Genomic DNA, 21,462 nt, shown 5'->3' with positions numbered 1-21,462 from the left:
TGTCACTGACGCGGGGCCGCCGCGGCTGAGATGGACGCGGCGGCCCCGGCATCCTCAGTGCGTGTCGGCGACGAGCACCGGCTTGTCCTGATACACGTCGGCGAACATCTGCTTGAGGTTTTTCACCTTGGGCAGGTCGTTGTAGACGATGTAGGGATAGTTGGGGTTGTTCACCAGGAAATCCTGGTGATAGCCTTCGGCCGGATAGAAGGCCTTGCCATCCTCCAAGGTCGTCACGATGGGCTTGCGGTACACGCCCGACTGGTTCAGCTGGGCGATGTAGGCCTCGGCCACCTTGTGCTGAGCCGCGTTGGCGGGAAAGATGGTCGACCGGTACTGCGTGCCGGAGTCCGGGCCCTGCCGATTCAACTGGGTGGGATCGTGCGCCACCGAGAAGTAGATCTGCAGCAGTTTGCCGTAGGTGATCTGCTTGGGATCGTAGGTCACCTGTACGGATTCCGCGTGCCCGCTGCGGCCTTCACCGACCACTTCGTAATGGGCGGTGGCGGCCTGGCCGCCCGCGTACCCCGATACCGCGCGCGTCACGCCCTTGACGTGCTGGAATACCCCCTGGACACCCCAGAAGCAGCCGCCGGCGAACACGGCCGTTTCGCTGGCCGCGTTGCTGGCGGGTTCATCGACAGCCGGGGCGGCGATCGTCACCGCTTCCTCGGCGGCGCGGGCGCTAAGGTGGGGCGCCAGCAGCACGGCGGCCAGGCCCAGGCCGGCGCCGGCCAGCAGCGTAGGCCAGCGGCGGCCGGATGTGGGGGTGGAACTCGCAGATTTCGTCATGATGTACCTCGCGAATAAACGTGGGTGCCGGCCCTTAGGCGGCTTGATCGGGCGGCTCGAGTTGGCGGCTTGATTAGGCGGCTTGTTCAGTGAAAGTCATGGCTACCCCGTTCATGCAGTAGCGCAGGCCGGTAGGCTTGGGGCCATCGTCGAACACATGGCCCAGGTGGCCGCCGCAACTGCTGCAGCTGACCGCCGAGCGCAACATGCCGAAGGTCCGGTCGTCGTGCGTGCGCACGGCTTTTTCCAGAGGCTGCCAGAAGCTGGGCCAGCCGGTCCCGCTGTCGAACTTGGTCTTGGACGAGAACAGGGCCAGCTGGCAGCCGGCGCAGGCGAAGACGCCATTGCGATGCTCGTCGTTCAACGGGCTGCTGTAGGGGCGTTCGGTGCCTTCCTGCCGCAGTACGGCGTACTGCGGCCCGGTCAGCATGGCGCGCCATTCGGCATCCGTATGGGTGACGGCCAATGGGCCCATGGCGGCGGCCGCTTCGCCTGACGTGGCCGGCGTCGGCCGCAGGATCTGCCAGCCCACCAGGCCGGTGGCCAAGGCGCCCAGCCCGGCATTGCGGAGGAAATGTCGACGTTCGATGCTCATGGTTCGCTCCTGTTCGATGACCGCATTGTTCCGCTGCCGCGGTCGCCAAGTCCTCACGCAAACTTAAATTAAATGTGATACTTGCCCGCGCCTCGTGGCGCGACAATGACGCCTTCCGCTTTCAAGGTCCACGCTCGCTCCCATGACTGTCCCCAAACGTGTACTCATCGTCGAGGATGACGCCCATATCGCCGATTTGCTGCGCCTGCATTTGCGTGACGAAGGCTATGCGGTGGAACATGCCGCCGACGGCGATGCCGGCTTGCGCCTGCTGGAAGCCGGGGGCTGGGACGCCCTGGTCCTGGACCTGATGCTGCCCGGGGTCGACGGCCTGGAGATCTGCCGGCGCGCCCGCGCCATGACACGTTATACCCCCATCATCATCACCAGTGCGCGTTCCAGTGAGCTGCATCGCATCCTGGGCCTGGAGCTGGGCGCCGACGACTATCTGGCCAAGCCTTTCTCCATGCTGGAACTGGTGGCGCGGGTCAAGGCGCTGCTGCGCCGCAGTGACGCCATGGCGCGCAATGCGCGGCTGGAGGGCGGCGGCCTGCAGGCGGGCGGCCTGCACATCGACGCGCTGGCGCGCGAGGTAAGGGTTGAGGGCCGTCCGGTGGAGCTGACGCCTCGTGAATTCGACCTCTTGTATTTTTTTGCCCGCCATCCGGGGCAGGTGTTTTCGCGCCTGGATCTGCTCAACCAGGTATGGGGTTATCAGCACGATGGCTATGAACACACCGTCAACACCCATATCAACCGCCTGCGCTTGAAGGTGGAGCTGGATCCCGCCGAGCCGCGCCGCATCCTTACCGTCTGGGGCAAGGGCTACAAATTCGCGGCACAAGGAGAAGATCGTTGAGCCGGACTCCCTCCCGCCTGGCCCCGTGGCGCCGCCTGACCCTGACGCAGCGGCTGGCCGCCGTGTTCGCCGTATTGCTGCTGGCCTGCAGCGGCGCGTCGGCCTGGCTGCAGATCCGCGCCAATGCCCAGCATGACGCCCAGACGGCCCAGCGGCTGTCCATGGGGCTGGCCCAGCACATCGCCGATACTTCCCAGCTGATGGATGCGTCCGGCTTGCGGCGCGAGGCCGTGCGCGACTTGTTCGACAAGTTGATGGCGGTCAATCCCAACGTCGAGGTCTACCTGGTGGCGCCGGACGGGCGCATCGTCGGCGATGCCACACCGCGCGGCCACATGTTGCGCGACCGCATCGACACCGGGCCGGTGCTGCGTCTGCTGGCGGGCGATCCCTTGCCCATCTATGGCGACGATCCCCGCAGTCTGAGCGGGCACAAGGTCTTCAACGCCGCGCAGCTGTACGTCGACGGCAAGCCGCATGGCTATGTCTATGTGGTGCTGCAAAGCGAAGCGCGCGACATGCTGGCGGCCGACGTCGCCGTCAGTTCGGTGCTGGGCACCACGCTCTGGTCGATGGCGCTGGTGGCGCTGCTGTGCCTGCTGGCCGGCCTGGCGGCCTTCACCCTGATCACCCGCCCGCTGCGTCGCCTTACCGCCACCCTGCGCGATTTCGACGGCGATGACGCCGCCGTGGCGACTGCCCTGGCGCGCCCGGAGATGCAGACCCCGGCGCAAACCCGCGACGAGATCGTCGTGCTGGAACACACCTTCCACCAGATGGCGGCACGCATGGCGGAGCAGTGGCGCGAGCTGACGCGCCAGGACCAGCAGCGCCGCGAACTGGTCGCCAACATCTCGCACGACCTGCGCACGCCGCTGACATCGCTGCATGGCTATCTGGAAACGCTGCTGGTCAAGGAACAGTCCCTGACGCCCGAGGATCGCCGCCGCTACCTGGAGGTGGCCCTGGATCAAAGCCGCAAGGTGGGCCGCCTGGCCCAGGCGCTGTTCGAGCTGGCGCGGCTGGAGTCCGGCCTGATCCAACCTGATGCCGAAGCTTTCTCCTTGCCGGAACTGATTCAGGACGTCTTCCAGAAATTCGAATTGCAGGCCGAAGCGCGCCGTGTGCGGCTGAGCGTTCAGCTGGATCAGGACCTGCCCCTGGTGCGTGCCGACCTGGGCATGATCGAGCGGGTGCTGACCAATCTGCTGGACAACGCCATCCGCCATAGCCCCGCCGACGGGACGGTGGAAGTGGCCGTCCGCCGCGGCGATGCGCGGGTCGAGGTGCGCGTGTCCGACGAGGGGCCCGGCGTGGCCGAGGGGCTGCGCGATACGCTGTTCACGCGGGCGTCGGCATGGAGCAACGCCGGCCCGGAACGGGGTGGTCTGGGATTACTGACAGTGCGTCGCATCTTGCAACTGCACGGCAGCAACATCGCCCTTATTTCCACAAAGAATACCGGCGCGGTTTTTCTTTTCGACGTGCCGGCGGACGTAGGCGCGATGGGCACTACAAGTATGAGACAGCCCCCTCGGGCACGCGCACTGATGCGCTGACCCGTCTTTTGCCCTTTACCGCTGAACGCTTGTCCTAATCCCCCTGGCCGATGGGCGCATGGGGCTCTCCTGGTGCGCCTTCCGCGCATCCTCCTTACGTCTTAAGGTTGGCCGCGGCCCCGTCGCTCGTCCGGCCTAGGGTGAACGCATTCTGGAGCGCTTGCATTAGAGCGAGCACTATCTGTCGCAGGTCCGAGTATCAACATTCAACTTTGGATACAAGAATGGACAAAGCGAAGGTGGCCCTGCTCGTTGGAGCGACGAATCAGCCGGGATGGATACACGAAATTGCCGACTGGTTGAGGAGAGAAGACGGCTTTCAGATATCCGCGTTGCTGGTCGCGGAAACGACCGGCGCCCGGCGGGGACGCGTGTCGCCCTGGTCCAGCGTGGGACTGGGCTCGGTCGCCAGACTCGAGAATCGCATACTGAACACCCGCCACCGGGCGCAACTTGCCACGCGCGAGTTGACGGAATCGGTGCCCGCCGGTACGCCGCTCATCCGGCTGACCCTGCAGCGCGACGCCAACGATGAACTGGCCGTGTGCGAAAACGAGGCATTGACCGCCGCGCGCGATCTGGACTTCGACGTGATTCTGGTGCTGGGCCTGCCGGCGGTGCGCGGCACCCTGGCCGGCCTGGCGCGACGTGGCGCATGGCTGCTGGCGCACTCGGAGCTGGAGGGCCGGGCCGACGTCACCCACGCCGGTTTCTGGGAGGTCTACCAGCGCGCGGACCATACGACGGTGAAGCTGTGGCGCCTGGGCGCGACCGAGCAGGGTGACGCGCTGCTGGACTCGCGCAGTTTCAATACCGAGCCGTTCTGGCTGAAGAACCGGGCGCGCGCCCTCAGCCTGGGCAACTTCATGTTGTTCGACACGCTGCGCGCCAAGAAGGAGGAGCCCAAGCCCTCGCCGGTGGCGGGCGACCTGCAGATACATACGGCCATGGCGCGGCCGTTGCCGGCGCAGTGGGATGGGGCCGCCTACCTGGCGCGCCAGGCCTGGATGATTTCGGGATTGGTGCTGCGCCGGGCCATGAAACGTAACGTCACCTGGCGCATTGCCATGTGCCCGACGGAGCGCGAGCAGATGGTCACGTCGGCCGCGGCCATCCTTGAGCCGCCCAAGGGCCGTTTCTTTGCCGATCCTTTCGTCCACACGCAGGAGGGTCAACCTTATGTATTTTTCGAAGATTATTATTTTCGGGAGCGCAAGGGCAAGATCTCGGTCGCGACCTTTGTTGACGGGGCTTTCCAGTTCCTTGGCGTCGTCCTGGACTTGCCTTACCACCTGTCTTTTCCCTTCATTTTCCAGCACGATGGCACCACTTATATGGTGCCGGAGACATGCGGTAATCGAACGATTGAATTATGGAAATGCACTGAATTTCCCCTGAAATGGGAAATCCACGAAGTCCTGATGCGTAATATTTCGGCGGTCGACACAATCGTATTTCCGCACGGCGGATACTGGTGGCTGCTCACCAATATCGACCGCGCGGATGGCACCAGCCATTGTGATGAGTTGTTCGCCTTCTACGCCGACCGGCCCGACGCGACCACCTGGACGCCCCATGCGCTCAACCCCATCATCCGCTCGCCGGTGAAGGCACGCAACGCCGGCATCGTGGTGGGGGGGGATGGCGCCGTCATACGCTGCGCGCAGACTCAGGGATTCTTGCATTACGGCAAGGGCGTATCCCTGAACCGCATTGAAGAGTTGTCACCGTCCAGCTATAGCGAAGCCGAAGGACCTGTGCATTACCCGAGTTTTCTCCGTAAACCGTTCGCTTCGATGCACCACTGGCACCACCATGGCGGCCATACGGTATTTGACTTTGCTTTTATGGAATAACAAGTACGTCATTATCGAGAAGTATCACGTGCGGAATAACTCCGCGTATTTGTATCCTGGCCCGGCGAAAAATAAGACCGGCTAAGCCGGCAGCTGCCTAAAGCTCATCGGGCCGTGATTTTGCCGAACCCTTGAAACCCGCGTCAATGCTAGCTCTACCACTGATGAGGAGGACTATTACGCCTAGCGTCGCTTGCATTGTCTTACACGCCGAACGATTTATGTACATTTTTATGTAGTAGTTTTTCGGCGTTTTGACGGCAGTTTTGATAATGAAAAAAACGGAACAACTGGATTAGTGATTTTGAATGAAGCTAACGGTTGACTGCGGTTAATCTCCGTTTATATCGTTTTTCAAAGCTTGCTTTTGGTGGAGTCCACCCATAACATGGGTTGCGTCATCCTAACAGATGGCTACCCAAAGTTTCGGTCGGCCTGCCTAATGCTCGTCCACCTGGCTGGCATGCACTTCAAACTACAAAATAATCGTGTGTCCGCGCTGCAAACGCCTATTCACTGCTGCATTTCTTGTTGCAACGAATGAAGTTCTCTGGGGAAAGCTATGTCGAAAATGGTCTTGGTTGAAGCCCACCCGCTGTTGAGGTTGGGCCTGCGTCAGATTCTTGGCAAGGTTGAAGGTGTTTGGGAAATCGTGGGGCTGGATCTCGCCAACTTGGGTGAAGCTGCGGAGCAAAATCGGTCGGCGGAACTGCTGATATTCGGCATGGCCATAGAAACCGATGCCGGGTGGCACGCGTTGGCGGAAGTGCGCCGCGTGCTGGCGCCCAAGCGCATCTTGCTGCTGGTGGACAGCATGCCCACACAGGCGCTTTCACGCATGCCGGAAGGCAGCATTCATGGTTGTCTCCTGAAGACCGCCTCGATCGAAGTGCTGGAAGCCGCCATTCGTCTGGTGATGGCGGGTGGCCAGTGTTTTCCGAGCGGCCAGATGGGCCACATGATGAACGACGGCGCCGCCATGCCGTTGGGTAGCATGAGCAGTAGCAATGGCAACGGCAATGGCAATGCGTCCATGTCCGTGCCATTGAACGATATGGACGGCGTCACGGTGGGCAAGATGGCCATGCCGGTAACGGCGGGGGCTCAGCTGCTGAAGATCACGCCGCGGCAATATGAAGTGCTGGTGCTGCTTTCGCGGGGCTATCCCATCAAGACGGTCAGCCGCATGCTGAACATCTCGGTGGCGACCGCGAAGACCCATGCTTGCACGCTGTACCAACGGCTGCAGGTGAAGAACAAGGGTGAAGCGGTATATACCGCTCTGCAGCGCGGTGCGACGTTGGACTGGGAAATGGGCAGTCAAAATGGCGCGTCCTACGAGCGCGGCCGGCCGCAGTAGCATGCTGCCGTTGCCGTCATCCGCAAGACGGAGAGGCATGGGGACACGTCACTGATAGCATGGTGCTGGTTGATTCCGCTCGCGAATTACATGACGTGATTCGCGATTCCCGACGGAACGCCACGCACGCCGTGACGAGGTTCCCCGCCGATGACTACTGTACTGATCGAGGAATACGCGATTCTGCGCATCGCTATCCAGCATATCCTGGAATCGGCGCGCAGCCCAGAGAGCGTCATGTCGATGACGCCGCAAAAACTCACCGAAGTATCGATGTCGATGGTGCGCCCAGTGGAGTTGCTGGTACTGGGCATCACCGGCGCCGCCGATGTCGATTTGCACTTATTGGCCAGTGCGCAAATGCAGCTGGCCCCGCGTTATTCCCTGATCTTGTACGACACGCTGGATGTTCGTGTCATGGCGGAAGCCGCGCGCCAAGGCGTCTGCGGCTTCCTGCCGAAGTCTTCCACCCCTGAAGCCATTACGGCCGCCGTGCATCTGGTGCTGGCCGGCGGACAGTGTTTTCCGCGCCTTATCGTCGAGGCCACCAGGAACTCGCATGCCGTGCCCCAGCAGCGGACCTACAGTCCGGTGCGTATGCTGACACCGCGGCAGGAGGAGATCCTGCGCATGCTGGCCAAGGGCCATACGATGCGTGAGATCAGCAAGGAGATCGGGATCTCGGTGGCGACCGTGAAGAGTCACGCGCGGACGCTGTATTGGAAGCTGAATGCGCGGAATCAGGCTGAGGCGGCTTTTATCGCGGTTCAGCAGGGTTTGCTCGGTGATCCCGAGGAACAGAAACCGGATCCTCCTCCCTGAAGGATTGCCTTGCCTTGCCTGGGCCTGGCTTGGCCGGGGTCGGCCACCCATGTGGGCCGCTGCGCGGCCCACATATTAAAAAAAGGGAAATCCCCATGGGGATTTCCCTTTTACCTTTGCGGAGCAAGCCCGGCCCGGTGGGCACATGGCCCGCGGCCTGCGGCGCCGGCACCGGCTGCGGCCCCAGCCCGGCCCTAAGGCCCACGGCTCCTCAGGCCCATGGCCGACAGCGCAGCTGACCTCTCACGACCGTTACTTGGCCTAGCGGGGCTGTTCCCTTATCGCCGCGGCGCGTCGGCGATCGAACTGGACCAGCGCGCTTTCCAGGCGCTCCAGCACCGTGTCCGTATGGAAGTGGAGATGCGCATGCCGCGCCGCCGCTGCGCCCAGCCGCCGGCGCTGCTCCGGATCCCGCAGCAGGGTCAAAAGCGCCCGTGCCATGGCACGCGGATGTTCCGGCGGCACCACCAGGCCACGGCCGGTCACCGCCGTCGCCAGTTCGGTGCCGGCAGCCGCGCCGCAGATCACCGGCCGGCCGCTGGCCAGCATGCCGATCAGCTTCGACGGCATGACCAGGTCGGCGGCGCCAGCGCGTTGCGGTAGAAGATGGACATCGGCGCAGGCCAGCAAGGCCGGCAGACGTTCGGCCGGCTGCAGCGGCAGGAAGTGGACCCGCGGCAGATTGGCGCACGCTGCCTGCAGCACATCGCGCTGATGTCCCGCGCCGCCGAAGACAAAGTGCAGATGCGGTTCGCGGCGCAACACGCGGGCGACCTGGGCCAAGGTCTCCAAGCCCTGCTTGCCGCCCATATTGCCCGAATACATCGCCACGACAGCGTCTTCCGGAATCCCCAGTTGCGCGCGATAGTCCGCGCAGTCGACGTCGTCCGCGGCCCCGCGCCCGTTGCGCGTGGCCGCCGCCGCGCTGGCGCGCGCCGCGGTCACATCGATCCAGTTGGGCAAGAGCTGCAGGCGTGCCTCGTCGACACCTTTGTCGCGGGCCCGCGCCAGCATGCGCTGGGAAATGCTGGATACGCGGTCGAAGCGGCGCATCAGCCAGCGTTCCATGGAAGACACCATCTGGCGCAGGCGCTTGCCTTTGAGCAGACCCAGTTCGAAGGCCGCGTCGACCTCATAGTCCTGTATGTGCAGCCACGCGCGCGCGCCGCACAGGCGTGCCGCTGCCACCGCGGCGGGCGCGCAGAACAGCGGCGGCTCGATCACCATCACCACGTCGGGCCGCCGCATGGCAGCCCGCAATAGCAGGGGCAGGCTGCTCAGCGCGAATGACGCCAGATGCACCAGGCGCTTCAGGCCGCCCGGCTTGTCCGGCACCCACAGCGGCGCGCGCGACACGCGCACGCCGCGCCACGTTTCGCTGGTGTAGCGTGTCGCGCGATAGCCTTCCTGCACCTGCCATTGCGGGTAATAGGGCGGCGCGGTGATGACGCTGACGTCATGGCCACGGGCGGCCAGCCACGCCGCCATTTCACCGGTGTACTTGCCCGTGCCGGTCAGTTCCGGCGCGAAATTGATACCGAGGATCAGGATCTTCATGAGCGGACCGTCGTGGTGCGGGGGCGGATGGGGCGGCAGGGCGTGCCATGGCAGATCATGCCGGCGGGAACGTTCTTGAAAACCGAGCTGCGCGCGCCCACGACCGCATCCTTGTGCACGGTCACGCCAGGACCGACGAAGACGTCGGTGGCGATCCAGGCGCCGTCCTCCACGATGACCGGCAGGCCGCGGATGGGGAAGTCCGGCATGGCCGCGTCGTGATCGCCGGCGCACAGATAGCTGCGCTGCGATACCACCGCGTGGCTGCCGATGTCGATCCGGCCCAGGCTGTACAGCACCACGTCGTCACCGACCCAGGAGTAGTCGCCGATCCGCACTTTCCACGGGTAGGTGATCTGGGCGCTGGCGCGCACCAATACCTTGCAGCCGACCTGGGCGCCGAACAGGCGCAGCAGCCAGCGCCGGAAACCGTAAGCGAACTGCGGCGAATAGCGGAACAGGGTCGCATGCACGACCCACCACAGCTGCACATAAACGGCGTTACGCCCCCGAAAACCGGCGGGCAGCCGGAAGAGGTTGAGACGTTGAAAAGTGCCCAGAGCCGGTTCGGGAGGTGGGACGATGGCCATGGCGGACTCCTTGTACTCGTATGCGGCGGGTGCGCGGGTCAGCGCGCGGATTGGGAAACCGAGCTGGGCCGGGCCGCCTGTTCGGCGCGGCGCAACGTGTCCCTGACTTCGCGGGACTTCAAACCGATCTGCCAGTAGTACATGGCGCGCGCCACGGCATAGTCCAGGCCGACCTTGCCATCGAGAAAGCCCAGGTGGAACAGATAGCTATGGAGAAATACCGCGGGGGCCTTGAAGGGCAGGGCCTGGAAGATGCGCTTGAGCAGCGAACGCATGCCCATATTCGCTTCGCGCGGGTCGTTCATCAAACCTTTGACGCGCAGGTTGGCTTCCCAGTCGGAATAGCGGTTGTGCTTGTCGAAATAGTGGAACAGTCCGTCATGGTCGCTGTGGATCATGCGGCCCTTCATGACCATGGTGCCGCCCTCGACCTCGGGCTGGTAGTGGCCTTCGACTTCCCACATGTTCGCCACGTCAAGGTCGTTGTAGTCCAGGAAGCGGCCGCGCTGGCGATGCATCAGCACCAGCTTGTAGACGCGGTGGCCGTGGCGCAGGGGTTTGCCGCAGAACACATAGTCGAAGCCGACGAACGCGCCGCCCAGGCCCTGCTCGAAGCGCGGCAGCGCCTCGGCGATCTCGCGCGCCAGCGGTGGCGTGACTTCCTCGTCGGCATCGACGTAGAGCACGACATCATGGGAGAAAGGCAGGTTGTCCAGGCACCACTGTTTCTTCTTCGGGTACTTCTGGTTCCATTGAAATGGCACGACGATGGCGCCCAGCCCGCGTGCGAGTTCGGCGGTACGGTCGGTGCTGTGTGAATCGATCACGAAGACCTCATCGAAATCACCCAGGGCACGCAGGCATTTTTCGATATTGCGCTCTTCGTTCTTCGTCATGACGACGACAGAGACGGGAATACGGTTCATACAAAACTCCCACGCGCGGGCGCGTTTACCGTTGCATCAAGGGTTGGAAGAGATCCACCACGTTGTGGCAATGCTGTTCAAGCGAAAAATCCTGCGCGCGGCTAGGGCCGAGGTCGGCCAGGTGCTGGCGGCGGCCGCGGTCCCGGGCCAGCTGGCGAATGGCGCGCGCCACCGCGGCGCCGTCGCCCACCGGCACCAGCTCACCGAAGCGGCCGTCGTCCAGAATCTCGGCGGGCCCGGAGGGGCAGTCAGTGGCGATGATGGGCACGCCCAGGCAGAGGGCCTCCACCAGCGACAGGCCGAAGCTTTCACGCTCGGATACCGACAGGAAGATATCGGCGGCGGCCAGCGTGGGAAAAGGGTTGTCGACGTGACCGGTCAGGTGAATCTGGCTCTGCGTGGTCAGGCCCTGGATCTTCTGTTCCAGCTCGGCCCGATCCGGCCCTTCGCCAATGACCGTGAACGAGATGGTCGGATCGTTCAAAAGCACCGCCGCGTCGAGCAGGGTCTGATAGCCCTTGGTGTGGACCAGCCGGCCGATCGACACCACATGCAGCTTGCCGTCGTCGGGCAGGGGCGACGTGCCCGCGCGGGCCTGCTCGCGCACATTGTCCAGTGGCACGCCGTTGTAGACGTGGCGGCACTTCGGCCGCAGTGTGGGCACCATGGCGACCAGGTCGCGCACCACGCCCTGCGACACGCCGACCACGGTGTCGTGCGCGCCGTAGCCCACGCGCAGCAGGATGCGCTTGAGCAGGCTTTTCTCGGTGCTGCGGTAATGCGCCGACGGGCTGTTGTGCTCGAAGGCTACGCTGCGGAACCGGCCCGGCATCAGACGCCGCGCGGCCGCCACCATCAGGTTGCACAGCAGGCCGTGCGAGCAGACTACCGCGGGCCGCTCGCGCCTGATCGCCATCAGCAGCTTGAACCACGCCAGCGGCGCGCGCAGCTGCATGGCCCGGTTGCTGAGTTTTTGCGCATAGGCCCGGGTGACCGTGGCGCGGCTGGGCGCGAACTCGTGTTCGATTTCGCGCAGGCAGAACACCGACGTGGTGACGTTGTGCTTGGGCAGCTCCTCAACCATCGAGTAGACACAGCGTCCGACGCCGCCGCGGTGGAGGTCGGGCACGACAAAGAGAATATCAACCATGATTCGGCAGCCGGGGAAGGGTCGGGGGAGTCGGGCGGGCCGGCGCGATGGAGCGCGGGTCCGAGCGGGCCGGCCACGCCGCCCGCATGGGCGGTACGGATACCGGGTTACGGATGGGATAGACCACGACGTGCGGCGCCGTCTGCGACGCGGCAGGCGCGCGCACGTCATTGCGCAGGAGGGACAGGCAGTAGGTCAACAGGAAGCCGGTGAAGGCGGTCTTGGGGGCATAGGCCAGTCCGCCGGACATGGAGTCGATGAAGATGTAGACCGGCGCTGTCGCGATCAGGTAACGCCGATGCAGTTCCAGTTCGGGGTCGTTGTAACGGCGGCACAGGGTGACCAGCAACAGCAGCAGGCAGGGCGCCATGATGATGATGGTGCCGATGATGCCGAACTTCATCAGGTAGAAAGCCCAGGAATTGTGCGCGAACGTGCTGAGTTCGAAGCCGTTTTCGCCCATCACCCAGCTGCGGTAGCCCGCGCCGTGGCCGAACAGGGGCGCTTCGCGGAACAGCTCCATCTGGCCTTCGTATTCCTGCACGCGGGCGCCGTAGCTGGAGTCTTCGTCCAGCGACTCGACGGAAAGCAGGCGCGTCTCCAGGACTTCCATGTAGCCGATGGCGGCGAACAGGACGATGCCTGCAAGCGTGGCGGGCACGAAGATCTTGACCGCGTTACGGAAGGCCCCGACGCGGCTGCCTAGCAACACGGCGATGCCCACCGAAATCCCCAGTTGCAGGTACTGGCTGCGGTTCAACGAGAACACCAGGCCCATCATCATGTACAGGGTCATCAGATACGCGGTGCGCGACTTCAGACCCAGGTGCTTGCGGAAATACAGCAGCGACACGATGGACAGGGGCAGAACCCAGACGCCAAGGCTGAGGTCGCGCAGCGGCTCGTCCGCATTGAAGCCCACCACCTGCTGGGCCAGCATGATGGTCGACACGGCCAGGCCGGTGATGACCAGCGCCCATTGCAGCTTGCGGTAGGCGTCGCTGCTGTCGATATCCTTGTAGCAAAGATAGGGCGTGACCACGAAGTACAGCACGATGCGCAGGTCACGGGCGACATCGGAAGCTTCGATGCCGGCCTGGCGGCCGGCCATCACCAGCAGGTACGCGACGGCCAGCAGGTTGATGAACAGCAGCACCGTGATGCGCGCCGGCGGCAAGGTATAGGCGCGCGGGTCGGCCGTGCGCAGCAGTTTGAACAGCAGCATCCCCACGAACATGAAGTCGAAGGGCGAGAGCTTGAAGCCGCCCGCGCCGATGAAGAAGATGTCGTTGTTCATCGCCAGGGACGTGAACAGGATGCCGCACAGCAGAGGCACGGTCGATAGCTGCTGGCCTTTCTTGACGCTTGCTTTGCTGAACATGATGCTTCTTCCTAATGGGCTTGCCAGTTGTCGCGGCCCGCCATCTTGTGCAGGATCTTGTCGACCAGATAGTCGATATCGCCCTGGCGCGCGTGCGCCGCCACCTTGGCGGCGCGGCAGGACAGGCCGAACAGCGGACCGATACGCCCTTCGGCGCGGATGTCATCGACGATCTGGGCTCTTTCGCTGATGAGGACGTCATGGATCAGCGACGTCTTGGTGTCTTCGTGCACCGTATAGACGCCCAGCGCCGACGGGACGATGACGTTGGGGCCGTCATGCAGCAGGCGGCTCCACAGCTCCAGGTCCATGCAGTAGCGCATCTCTTCTTTCAGCAGGCCATGCCGTTCCAGCACGTCGCGCCGGAACAGGGCAACCTGATTGGGGATGGATGCCTTGACGACGGTCAGTTTGCGGCGGTCCATGGGCGTGTAGTAGACCTGGCGGAAGATCTTGTTGTCGGCATCGGCGATGAACAGATGGCCGTTGATGATGGGCGGCTTGCGGCGCGCGGCGACCCGGCCCAGCTTGAGCAGGGCCCCCGGGTAGTACAGGTCGTCGGAGTTCTGCCAGCCGACGTAGTCGCCGGTGGCCATCTCGAAGCCCTTGTTGATGGCGTGCGACTGGCCGCGGTCGGGCTGGCTCTCCCAATACGTCAGGTGCTTTTCATACTTGCGGATGATGTCCACGCTGCCGTCGGTGGAGCCGCCGTCGATGACGATGTACTCCAGGTTGGGATAGCCCTGGTTGAGCACCGACAGAATGGTGCGCTCCAGGAAGCGCGCCTGGTTGTAGGAGGGCGTGACGATGCTGACCTTGGGCAGGGTGGCGACTTCCTCCTCGCTCAACGGCGAGGTAGGCTGCAGAGAGGAAACGAAGTCCTTCAGCTCTTGGGTGGCTTTCTGGTAGCGCTTGCGCATGAGAATCCTCGGCAAGTAGTAATAAGCAAGTAATGAAAGGCAGGTACTGAGGAAAGGCAGGTAGTGAGAACGAGCAGCTGCTGAAGAAAACTATCTGACGACCGCCGCCGCCATGTAGCGCTGCGTCTGCGACTGGCGCAGCGCCAGGTAGATGCCGGCCAGGGTGGTCAGCGAATAGCCGATCCGCGCCCAACCCGCGGCGGCCTCGCCGAAAGGGCTGACCAGCAGGAACAGCAAACAGACCATGACGCCGCCGGCGGCCCCGTTGAGCACCGCCACGGCACGGCCGTTGCCCATGCCCAGCAGGGAGAAGTGCGCGACCACGTTCAGCGACAGCAGGGCGGCAGCGACGATCAGCAGGCGGAAGGTGGCCAGATGCTCGGGGCTATAGCCGTGATTGCCCAGCATCAGCCCCAGCAGCGGTCCGCTGACGGCCAGCGCGGCGATGCTGCCCGCGACCGAAAGGCTGATGTTGATGGTCATCAGGCGCCGTACTTCGCGCGCCACGGCGACGCCGCCATCCGGGGCCGACGCCAAGCGGCTGATCAGCGGCATGGTCTTCTGGAAGATGGCAACCGAGGCGGTGTGGATGATCTGGCCGATCTGCGCACCGATGGTATAGATGGCCAAGGTAGAGGGGCCCAGCAGCGACCCCACCAGGATCCGGTCGACCGAACCGAAGGCCACCGCGCTCAGGCTGTTCAGCCAGGACCAGCGCGAAAACCGGAAGGCGGCACCCATGGCGGCGCGGTCCATCAGAGGCCGTACCGCCCAGCGGTCGCTGACGCGGGCGAACAGGTGCATCTTGGCCATGCCGGTGACCAGCAGGCCCGCGGCCTGGGTCAGCGCGGCCAGGGTGGGGGAGGCCGTCATCGCCGCCACCACGCATGTCACGCTATAGGCGGTCAGGCGGCCGCTCACCTCGCACATGGCGGTACGGGCGAACGCTTCGCGCCCCTTCAGGCAGCCCGTGAACAGCTGGTCGAATTGCTGGGCCAGATAGACGAGCAGGGCGGGCAGGGCCAGGGTGGTCACCGCGATGCCGCCGAACGTCGCATGCGGCCAGGCCCAGGCCACCAGGCCCCAGCCGGCCAGGCCGATCGCGGTGACGCCGGCCAGGGCGCAGGCCACCAGGGCGAACGCCACCGCGGCGCCCCGGTAAGCCCCGTCCGGCTCGTGCAGGCGTTCCGACACCAGCTTGGTGCCCGTCACCGCGGCGCCCAGGTTGGCGACGTTGCCGAAGCCGGCCAGCGCCATGATCATGGCGAACTGGCCGAAGCCCACCGTGCCGAGCTGGCGCAACAGCACCGGCGTCGCGGCGAGGGCCACCAGCGGCCCCAGGCCATACTCCATCAGCCCCCAGAACGAGGCATTGGAGCCGATGTACTTCTTGATCAGCCCACGCATGCGTGCAACTCCCCCGGTTTCTACCCAGTTCCAGCGTCAAGCCAGCGGCAACGGCTGGTCAGCGACCTGCCGCAGGTAATGGTGATACGTCGTCTGGATGCCTTGCCGCAGGCCTACCTCGGCACGCCATCCCAGCGCCTGGATGCGGCTGACATCGAGCAGCTTGCGCGGCGTGCCGTCGGGCTTGCTGCTGTCGTAGGACAGTTCCCCTTCATAGCCCACCACCTGCGCCACCATGGTCGCCAGTTCGGCGATGGTCAGGTCCTCGCCCACGCCGACGTTGTACAGACCCTTGGCGCCGTCGACCTGCATCAGCGTGACGCAGGCCCGCGCCAGGTCGTCGACGTAAAGGAACTCCCGCCGCGGCGTGCCGCTGCCCCACAGGGTGACGTAGGGCGCACCCGCCTCGCGCGCCTCATGGAACTTGCGGATCAGCGCGGGCAGCACGTGGCTGGTGCGCAGGTCGTAGTTGTCGTTCTCGCCGTACAGGTTCGTCGGCATGGCGCAGACATACTGCGTCCCGTACTGGCGGTTGTAGGCTTCGCAAAGCTTGAGGCCGGCGATCTTGGCGATCGCGTAAGCCTCGTTGGTCGGCTCCAGCGGTCCCGTCAGCAAGGCGTCCTCATGGATGGGCTGGGGCGCCAGCTTCGGGTAGATGCAGGATGAGCCGAGGAACAACAGCCGCCGCACGCCGGCCGCGTAGCCGGAGTGGATGACGTTGTTCTGGATCATCATGTTGCGGTAGAGAAAGTCGACGGGATAGGTGTCGTTGGCCAGGATGCCGCCGACCTTCGCTGCCGCCAGATACACCACATCGACCTTCTGCGTGCAGAAGAAGCGGTTCACCTGGTTCTGGTTCTCCAGATCCATTTCATCGCGCTCGCGCGTCAGGATGTGGCGGTAGCCCTGCCGCCGCAACTCCCGCACGATGGCGGAACCGACCATCCCCCGATGGCCAGCCACATATATCCGTTGTTCCAGATCGGCCATGACGCGATCACTCCTTGTAGGCGAAGACTTCGTAGCCGTTTTCCTCGACCAGCGCGTCACGCTGGGCTTCCTTGAGGTCGCTGGCGATCATTTCGCCCACCAGCTCGGCGAACGTCGTGCGCGGCGTCCAGCCCAGCTGTTCGCGCGCCTTGGTCGGGTCGCCCAGCAGGGTTTCCACTTCGGTGGGGCGGAAGTAGCGCGGGTCGACACGGACGATGACCTGGCCGGGCTTGACCCGTTCGTACGCGGGGCTCAGCAGCACGGTGGCGGTTTCGGTCAGACCTTCGCCTTCCCACTGCAGCAGGATGCCCAGCTCGCGCGCGGCGATATTGATGAAGTCGCGCACGCTGTACTGGTTGCCGGTGGCGATCACGAAGTCCTTGGCCTGCTCCTGCTGCAGCATCATCCACTGCATTTCGACGTAGTCGCGCGCATGGCCCCAGTCGCGCAGCGCGGACAGGTTGCCCAGGTACAGGCAGTTCTCCAGGCCCAGGGCGATGCGAGCCAGGGCGCGGGTGATCTTGCGCGTGACGAAGGTCTCGCCGCGGCGCGGCGACTCGTGGTTGAACAGGATGCCGTTGCACGCATACATGCCGTAGGCTTCGCGGTAGTTGACGCAGATCCAGTAGGCGTAAAGCTTGGCCACGGCATAGGGGCTGCGCGGATAGAACGGCGTGGTCTCGCGCTGCGGCACTTCCTGCACCAGGCCGTACAGCTCCGACGTCGACGCCTGGTAGAAGCGCGTGCGGTCTTCCATCTTCAGGATGCGCATGGCTTCGAGCAGGCGCAGGGTGCCCAGGCCATCCGCGTTGGCGGTGTACTCGGGCTCTTCGAAGGACACGCCCACGTGGCTTTGGGCCGCCAGGTTGTAGATCTCATCCGGCTGCACGGCCTGCACGATGCGGATCAGGCTGCACGCGTCGGTCATGTCACCATGATGCAGGAAGAAGTTGCGTTGCTTCTCGTGCGGGTCCTGGTAGAGGTGATCGATACGCGCGGTATTGAACATCGAGGCGCGGCGCTTGATGCCGTGCACTTCGTAACCCTTCTCCAGGAGGAGTTCGGCCAGATAAGCGCCGTCCTGTCCCGTAACGCCAGTGATCAATGCCCGTTTTGGCATGGTTGTATCCTTTAGGCTGAGTGTGCGATTGAAGACTACAGATGCGTGGTGGGCCGGGGTATCGGCCGGAGGTTCTAAGACGCATGGCAGGCCTAATCCTTATGGCCGTTCCCTGTCGCTGGCCCATGCGTCGAGGCCGCTGCGGGCAGGGTGGAATGCCGGGTTTCAGACCCGGCCGTACATGTCCTCGAAGCGCACGATGTCGTCTTCGCCCAGGTAAGCGCCCGACTGCACCTCGATCAATTCGAGCGGGATCTTGCCGGGGTTTTCCAGGCAGTGGACCTCACCCAAAGGGATGTAGGTCGATTGGTTCTCCGTCAAAAGAAAGTCCCTGTCGCCGTTGTGTATGCGGGCGGTGCCGGAGACCACCACCCAGTGTTCGGCGCGGTGGTGGTGCATCTGCGAGGACAGGCGCGCCCCCGGTTTCACCGTGATGCGCTTGATCTGGTAACGCGGCCCCTGGCCGATGGAGTCGTAGGAGCCCCACGGGCGCCGCACCTCGCGGTGATGCGCCATCTCTTCCCGGCGCTGGTTGCGGAAGGTCTCGACGATGCGCTTGACGTCCTGGGTGCGGCTCTTGTGGGCGACCAGCACGGCGTCCGCGGTTTCGATCACCACGATGTCGTCCAGGCCCAGAGTGGCCACCAGGCGGTGGGTCGAATGGACCAGGCAGTTGCGCGAGTCGTCGATCATCACGTCGCCGGTGGTGGAGTTGCCGTCCGGCGTCTTGGCGGCGATGTCCCATACGGCATCCCAGGCACCCACGTCGCTCCAACCGGCGTCCAGCGGGACGGACACGGCGCTGTCCGTGCGTTCCATCACGGCATAGTCGATGGAGTCGGCGCGGCACGCCCCGAAGGCGCGCGCGTCCAGGGTGAAGCTGGCGTCGTCGCCGGTGCCGTTGGCGACGGCCTCGCGTACGCTGGCCATCATGTCCGGGGCCAGGCGCTCCAGTTCGCTCAGGAAGATCGACGCGCGGAAGGCGAACATGCCGCTGTTCCAGTAATAGCCGCCGTCGCGCAGGAAGGCGGTGGCGCGCTCCACATCCGGCTTCTCGATGAAGGCTTCCACCGACTGCCACGGCCGCTCGCCGCTGGTCGTGCGCAGATAGCCATAGCCCGTCAGCGGCGCCGTCGGCCGTATGCCGAACAGCGCCAGGGCGCCTTCGCTGGCGGCCTGGTGGGCCAGCGCGAACGCTTCGGCCAGGGCCGGACCCTCTTCGATGACGTGGTCGGACGGCATGACCAGCATGATGGGGTCGGTGCCGTCGCGCATGGCGCGCAGCGCCGCTGCCGCGATGGCGGGCGCGGTGTTGCGCGGGCAGGGCTCGAGCAGCAGCTCGACGTCCGCGCTGCCGATGCCTTCGCCGGCCAGCTCCTGCATCTGTTCGGTGGCGATGAAGCGATGCGTCGCATTGCAGATCAGCATGGGCCGGCTGGCGCCGGCATGGCGCAGGGTGCGCAACACCGTGTTCTGCAGCAGGCTGCGCTCGCCGGTCAGGCGGATGAACTGCTTCGGCAGCAGTTCCCGCGACAGGGGCCACAGGCGTGAGCCGGAACCGCCGCACAAAATGACGGGGCGGAATTCAGGATAGGGGGAGGTCATCGCACGTACTCCGTGAAGTAGGCCCTGGTATAGGGATGGACGGTGTCGTCCTGCGCCATGGCGCGGGGATGTGCCCAGCGGTAACCGCTGTGCTGATCGACCGGTAGCCGGTCCAGCTTGTCTTCGATCTGAAGCTCACCGAGGTGAGCCGGCAATTGGGCGAGATAGGCCAGCACCACGTAGTGGGTGCTGCGGCCTGGCTCGCCCGCGAAGTTGTCGTCGTAGAAATGCTCGTACACGCCGCGCGGCTGCCATAGCTCGCGGGGCATGGCCAGGCCCAGCTCTTCGCGGCACAGCCGCTGCAGGGCAAGGTCCAGGGCTTCGTTCTTGCGGATGCGGCCGCCCGGCACGAACCAGTGGCCGCGCGCCGGTGGATTGCCCCGCAGCCCGAGCAGGTAGCGTCCGCCGCCATCGCGCAGCAGCAGGTCGATGGAGACCAGCGGCAGCAGTTCGACACCCAGTCGGAACTCGTCCTGGCTCAGGCGAGTCGGCACGGCCACGCCGGCATCAATAGACATTTTTTCCCGTCCAGCCCGACACTGCCGTCCTGGCGATGATGCGCAGGTCCATCAGGAAGGACCAGTTCTGGATGTAGTACAGGTCGAACTCCACGCGGTCGCGCATCTTGTGCACGGTTTCGGTCTGGCCGCGCAGGCCGTTGATCTGCGCCCATCCCGTGATGCCGGGCTTGACGCGGTGGCGCATCATGTAGCGGGCCACCAGGTCCTTGTATTGCTCGTTGTGTTCGAGGGCGTGCGGGCGCGGTCCCACCACCGACATCTCGCCGCGCAGCACATTGATGAACTGCGGCAGCTCGTCCAGGCTGGTCTTGCGCAGAAAAGCGCCGATGCGCGTGACGCGGCGATCTTCCCGCGTCGCCTGGGTCACCACGCCATGTTGTTCCTGGTGCACGGTCATGCTGCGGAATTTGTAGACGCGGAACACCTCGCCATCCACGCCCAGGCGCGGCTGGGTGAAGAAGACGGGACCGCGCGAGTCCAGCTTGATCCACGCCGCGATGGTCAACATGATGGGCGACAGTCCCAGCAGCACCAGGGCGCTGAACGTACGGTCGAACACGGCCTTGGCCACGCCGCGTATGCCGGCGGCGGGCAGGCTGTTCAGTTCGATGGCGGGAACGCCCAGGAATTCTTCCACCCGATGGCCCAGCAGGCGCACGGACAGGACATCGGGAATCCAGCGGATGTCGATCAGGTCGTGGCGCAGGAAGAACATGACTTCGCGCACGGCCTGGCCCGCCTCCATGGGCATCGCCAGCCAGACCTCGCGGATCTCATGCTGGCGCACGAAGGCCGAGATCGTATTCAGCTTGTCCAGGCGGGGCACGCCAGGCGGCAGTTGTTCGCGGCCGTCCGTGTAGATCCCCATCACTTCATAGCCTGCGCTGCGCGTCGCCGCCACGCGTGCCCACATATCGTGGCCAAGGGTGCCGAAGCCGATCAGCAGAACGCGCTTGTGATTGAGGCCGCGGTCGCGCGCCTTGCTCAGGCCCGCATAGACAAGCAGGCGCAGTCCGGTCACGGCGATGGCGCCGCCGGCGAACCACAACGCGGCCCACAAGCGCGAGACGAACGCGATCTGATGCGTCAGGAAACCCACCATCAAGCCCATCGCGAACACCACGGTCCACGCCGCCACACTGCGTATCACCAGGTCATAGAGCGGGCGGCCTCGCCACGATCCATAGAGCCGGAAGATCGGGAAGACCACCAGCGTGGCGACTGTGCAGAAATACACCAGCAGGCTCTGGATAGGAAAGACATCGACGCCCGTGCGTGCCACCTGCCACTCGATCGCCGCCAGTCCGGTGACGCCTATGAGTGCGGCGTCGGCGGCGCGAAACAGGGAACTCGTGCCGGGCAATTTGCCCGTCACGTCGAACGTGGACGTTTCCATAAACCGCTCCTGGGCGTGTGATTGGAAGGCGGCGTTGCGGCGCCGCGTCATGCTTC

General features: G+C 64.5%; 19 protein-coding genes. 5 read left to right on the top strand and 14 right to left on the bottom strand.

Features of this window, described 5'->3' with window-relative positions:
* Positions 1–54: 54 nt before the first annotated feature.
* Entirely contained in the window at positions 55–792 is a 738-nt protein-coding gene (gene msrA, locus ASB57_RS14620; protein ID WP_057652884.1) for a peptide-methionine (S)-S-oxide reductase MsrA, read from the bottom strand.
* A 73-nt stretch (positions 793–865) separates the two neighbouring features.
* On the bottom strand, positions 866–1,387 hold the full coding sequence (gene msrB / locus ASB57_RS14615) for a peptide-methionine (R)-S-oxide reductase MsrB (RefSeq protein WP_057652883.1): 522 nt from the start codon (positions 1,385–1,387) through the stop codon (positions 866–868).
* A 142-nt stretch (positions 1,388–1,529) separates the two neighbouring features.
* Here msrB and ASB57_RS14610 point away from each other — a divergent pair, with 142 nt between their 5' ends.
* From ASB57_RS14610 to ASB57_RS14590, 5 genes are all read left to right on the top strand, one after another.
* Positions 1,530–2,246, top strand: a complete 717-nt coding sequence (locus ASB57_RS14610; protein WP_057652882.1) for a response regulator transcription factor — start codon at positions 1,530–1,532, stop codon at positions 2,244–2,246.
* The gene (locus ASB57_RS14605; protein ID WP_231755426.1) at positions 2,243–3,805 is read left to right on the top strand and encodes a HAMP domain-containing sensor histidine kinase; all 1,563 of its coding nucleotides are present in this window, start codon (positions 2,243–2,245) and stop codon (positions 3,803–3,805) included. The genes ASB57_RS14610 and ASB57_RS14605 overlap by 4 nt, the downstream gene beginning before the upstream one ends.
* A gap of 224 nt (positions 3,806–4,029) precedes the next feature.
* A complete protein-coding gene (locus ASB57_RS14600) occupies positions 4,030–5,661 on the top strand; it encodes a hypothetical protein (protein WP_057652881.1) in 1,632 nt (543 codons plus the stop codon).
* A gap of 562 nt (positions 5,662–6,223) precedes the next feature.
* Positions 6,224–7,021 carry a DNA-binding response regulator gene (locus ASB57_RS14595; RefSeq protein ID WP_057652880.1) on the top strand — a complete coding sequence of 266 codons (798 nt, stop codon included), beginning with the start codon at positions 6,224–6,226 and terminating at the stop codon, positions 7,019–7,021.
* A gap of 150 nt (positions 7,022–7,171) precedes the next feature.
* A complete protein-coding gene (locus tag ASB57_RS14590) occupies positions 7,172–7,843 on the top strand; it encodes a response regulator transcription factor (RefSeq protein WP_057652879.1) in 672 nt (223 codons plus the stop codon).
* Positions 7,844–8,104: 261 nt separating this feature from the next.
* Here ASB57_RS14590 and ASB57_RS14585 read toward each other — a convergent pair whose 3' ends face one another.
* From ASB57_RS14585 to ASB57_RS14530, 12 genes are all read right to left on the bottom strand, one after another.
* Positions 8,105–9,400 carry a glycosyltransferase WbuB gene (locus ASB57_RS14585; RefSeq protein ID WP_057652878.1) on the bottom strand — a complete coding sequence of 432 codons (1,296 nt, stop codon included), beginning with the start codon at positions 9,398–9,400 and terminating at the stop codon, positions 8,105–8,107.
* Positions 9,397–9,990 (bottom strand): putative colanic acid biosynthesis acetyltransferase, encoded by a 594-nt coding sequence (locus tag ASB57_RS14580; protein ID WP_057652877.1) that lies wholly within the window; start codon positions 9,988–9,990, stop codon positions 9,397–9,399. The genes ASB57_RS14585 and ASB57_RS14580 overlap by 4 nt, the downstream gene beginning before the upstream one ends.
* 38 nt (positions 9,991–10,028) lie before the next feature.
* Positions 10,029–10,916 carry a glycosyltransferase family 2 protein gene (locus ASB57_RS14575; protein WP_057652876.1) on the bottom strand — a complete coding sequence of 296 codons (888 nt, stop codon included), beginning with the start codon at positions 10,914–10,916 and terminating at the stop codon, positions 10,029–10,031.
* Between the two features lie 25 nt (positions 10,917–10,941).
* On the bottom strand, positions 10,942–12,066 hold the full coding sequence (locus tag ASB57_RS14570) for a glycosyltransferase (protein WP_057652875.1): 1,125 nt from the start codon (positions 12,064–12,066) through the stop codon (positions 10,942–10,944).
* A complete protein-coding gene (locus ASB57_RS14565) occupies positions 12,059–13,447 on the bottom strand; it encodes an O-antigen ligase (RefSeq protein ID WP_057652874.1) in 1,389 nt (462 codons plus the stop codon). Before ASB57_RS14565 ends, ASB57_RS14570 begins: the two co-directional genes overlap by 8 nt.
* A gap of 11 nt (positions 13,448–13,458) precedes the next feature.
* Positions 13,459–14,367, bottom strand: coding sequence for a glycosyltransferase family 2 protein (locus ASB57_RS14560; RefSeq protein ID WP_057652873.1), 909 nt, complete (start codon positions 14,365–14,367; stop codon positions 13,459–13,461).
* A 90-nt stretch (positions 14,368–14,457) separates the two neighbouring features.
* The gene (locus tag ASB57_RS14555; RefSeq protein WP_057652872.1) at positions 14,458–15,774 is read right to left on the bottom strand and encodes a lipopolysaccharide biosynthesis protein; all 1,317 of its coding nucleotides are present in this window, start codon (positions 15,772–15,774) and stop codon (positions 14,458–14,460) included.
* 36 nt (positions 15,775–15,810) lie between these two features.
* Entirely contained in the window at positions 15,811–16,764 is a 954-nt protein-coding gene (locus ASB57_RS14550) for a GDP-L-fucose synthase (protein WP_057652871.1), read from the bottom strand.
* A gap of 7 nt (positions 16,765–16,771) precedes the next feature.
* A complete protein-coding gene (gene gmd, locus ASB57_RS14545; protein ID WP_057652870.1) occupies positions 16,772–17,884 on the bottom strand; it encodes a GDP-mannose 4,6-dehydratase in 1,113 nt (370 codons plus the stop codon).
* Positions 17,885–18,049: 165 nt separating this feature from the next.
* Positions 18,050–19,489 (bottom strand): mannose-1-phosphate guanylyltransferase/mannose-6-phosphate isomerase, encoded by a 1,440-nt coding sequence (locus ASB57_RS14540; RefSeq protein ID WP_057652869.1) that lies wholly within the window; start codon positions 19,487–19,489, stop codon positions 18,050–18,052.
* Positions 19,486–20,007 (bottom strand): GDP-mannose mannosyl hydrolase, encoded by a 522-nt coding sequence (locus tag ASB57_RS14535; RefSeq protein ID WP_082621612.1) that lies wholly within the window; start codon positions 20,005–20,007, stop codon positions 19,486–19,488. Before ASB57_RS14535 ends, ASB57_RS14540 begins: the two co-directional genes overlap by 4 nt.
* Positions 19,997–21,406, bottom strand: coding sequence for an undecaprenyl-phosphate glucose phosphotransferase (locus ASB57_RS14530; RefSeq protein WP_057652868.1), 1,410 nt, complete (start codon positions 21,404–21,406; stop codon positions 19,997–19,999). The genes ASB57_RS14535 and ASB57_RS14530 overlap by 11 nt, the downstream gene beginning before the upstream one ends.
* Between the last annotated feature and the right edge of the window lie 56 nt (positions 21,407–21,462).

Source organism: Bordetella sp. N (assembly GCF_001433395.1).
GTDB lineage: Bacteria > Pseudomonadota > Gammaproteobacteria > Burkholderiales > Burkholderiaceae_B > Bordetella_C.
This window is presented reverse-complemented; position numbering and strand designations above follow the sequence as displayed.

Bases quoted from the DNA above. Each gene is read 5' to 3' on its own strand.
- ASB57_RS14580 (WP_057652877.1), bottom strand. From the start codon at position 9,990: ATGGCCATCGTCCCACCTCCCGAACCGGCTCTGGGCACTTTTCAACGT.
- ASB57_RS14565 (WP_057652874.1), bottom strand. From the start codon at position 13,447: ATGTTCAGCAAAGCAAGCGTCAAGAAAGGCCAGCAGCTATCGACCGTG.
- ASB57_RS14590 (WP_057652879.1), top strand. From the start codon at position 7,172: ATGACTACTGTACTGATCGAGGAATACGCGATTCTGCGCATCGCTATC.
- ASB57_RS14570 (WP_057652875.1), bottom strand. From the start codon at position 12,066: ATGGTTGATATTCTCTTTGTCGTGCCCGACCTCCACCGCGGCGGCGTC.
- ASB57_RS14595 (WP_057652880.1), top strand. From the start codon at position 6,224: ATGTCGAAAATGGTCTTGGTTGAAGCCCACCCGCTGTTGAGGTTGGGC.
- ASB57_RS14535 (WP_082621612.1), bottom strand. From the start codon at position 20,007: ATGTCTATTGATGCCGGCGTGGCCGTGCCGACTCGCCTGAGCCAGGAC.
- gmd (WP_057652870.1), bottom strand. From the start codon at position 17,884: ATGCCAAAACGGGCATTGATCACTGGCGTTACGGGACAGGACGGCGCT.
- ASB57_RS14585 (WP_057652878.1), bottom strand. From the start codon at position 9,400: ATGAAGATCCTGATCCTCGGTATCAATTTCGCGCCGGAACTGACCGGC.
- ASB57_RS14555 (WP_057652872.1), bottom strand. From the start codon at position 15,774: ATGCGTGGGCTGATCAAGAAGTACATCGGCTCCAATGCCTCGTTCTGG.
- msrB (WP_057652883.1), bottom strand. From the start codon at position 1,387: ATGAGCATCGAACGTCGACATTTCCTCCGCAATGCCGGGCTGGGCGCC.
- ASB57_RS14550 (WP_057652871.1), bottom strand. From the start codon at position 16,764: ATGGCCGATCTGGAACAACGGATATATGTGGCTGGCCATCGGGGGATG.
- ASB57_RS14560 (WP_057652873.1), bottom strand. From the start codon at position 14,367: ATGCGCAAGCGCTACCAGAAAGCCACCCAAGAGCTGAAGGACTTCGTT.
- ASB57_RS14530 (WP_057652868.1), bottom strand. From the start codon at position 21,406: ATGGAAACGTCCACGTTCGACGTGACGGGCAAATTGCCCGGCACGAGT.
- ASB57_RS14575 (WP_057652876.1), bottom strand. From the start codon at position 10,916: ATGAACCGTATTCCCGTCTCTGTCGTCGTCATGACGAAGAACGAAGAG.
- msrA (WP_057652884.1), bottom strand. From the start codon at position 792: ATGACGAAATCTGCGAGTTCCACCCCCACATCCGGCCGCCGCTGGCCT.
- ASB57_RS14610 (WP_057652882.1), top strand. From the start codon at position 1,530: ATGACTGTCCCCAAACGTGTACTCATCGTCGAGGATGACGCCCATATC.
- ASB57_RS14600 (WP_057652881.1), top strand. From the start codon at position 4,030: ATGGACAAAGCGAAGGTGGCCCTGCTCGTTGGAGCGACGAATCAGCCG.
- ASB57_RS14540 (WP_057652869.1), bottom strand. From the start codon at position 19,489: ATGACCTCCCCCTATCCTGAATTCCGCCCCGTCATTTTGTGCGGCGGT.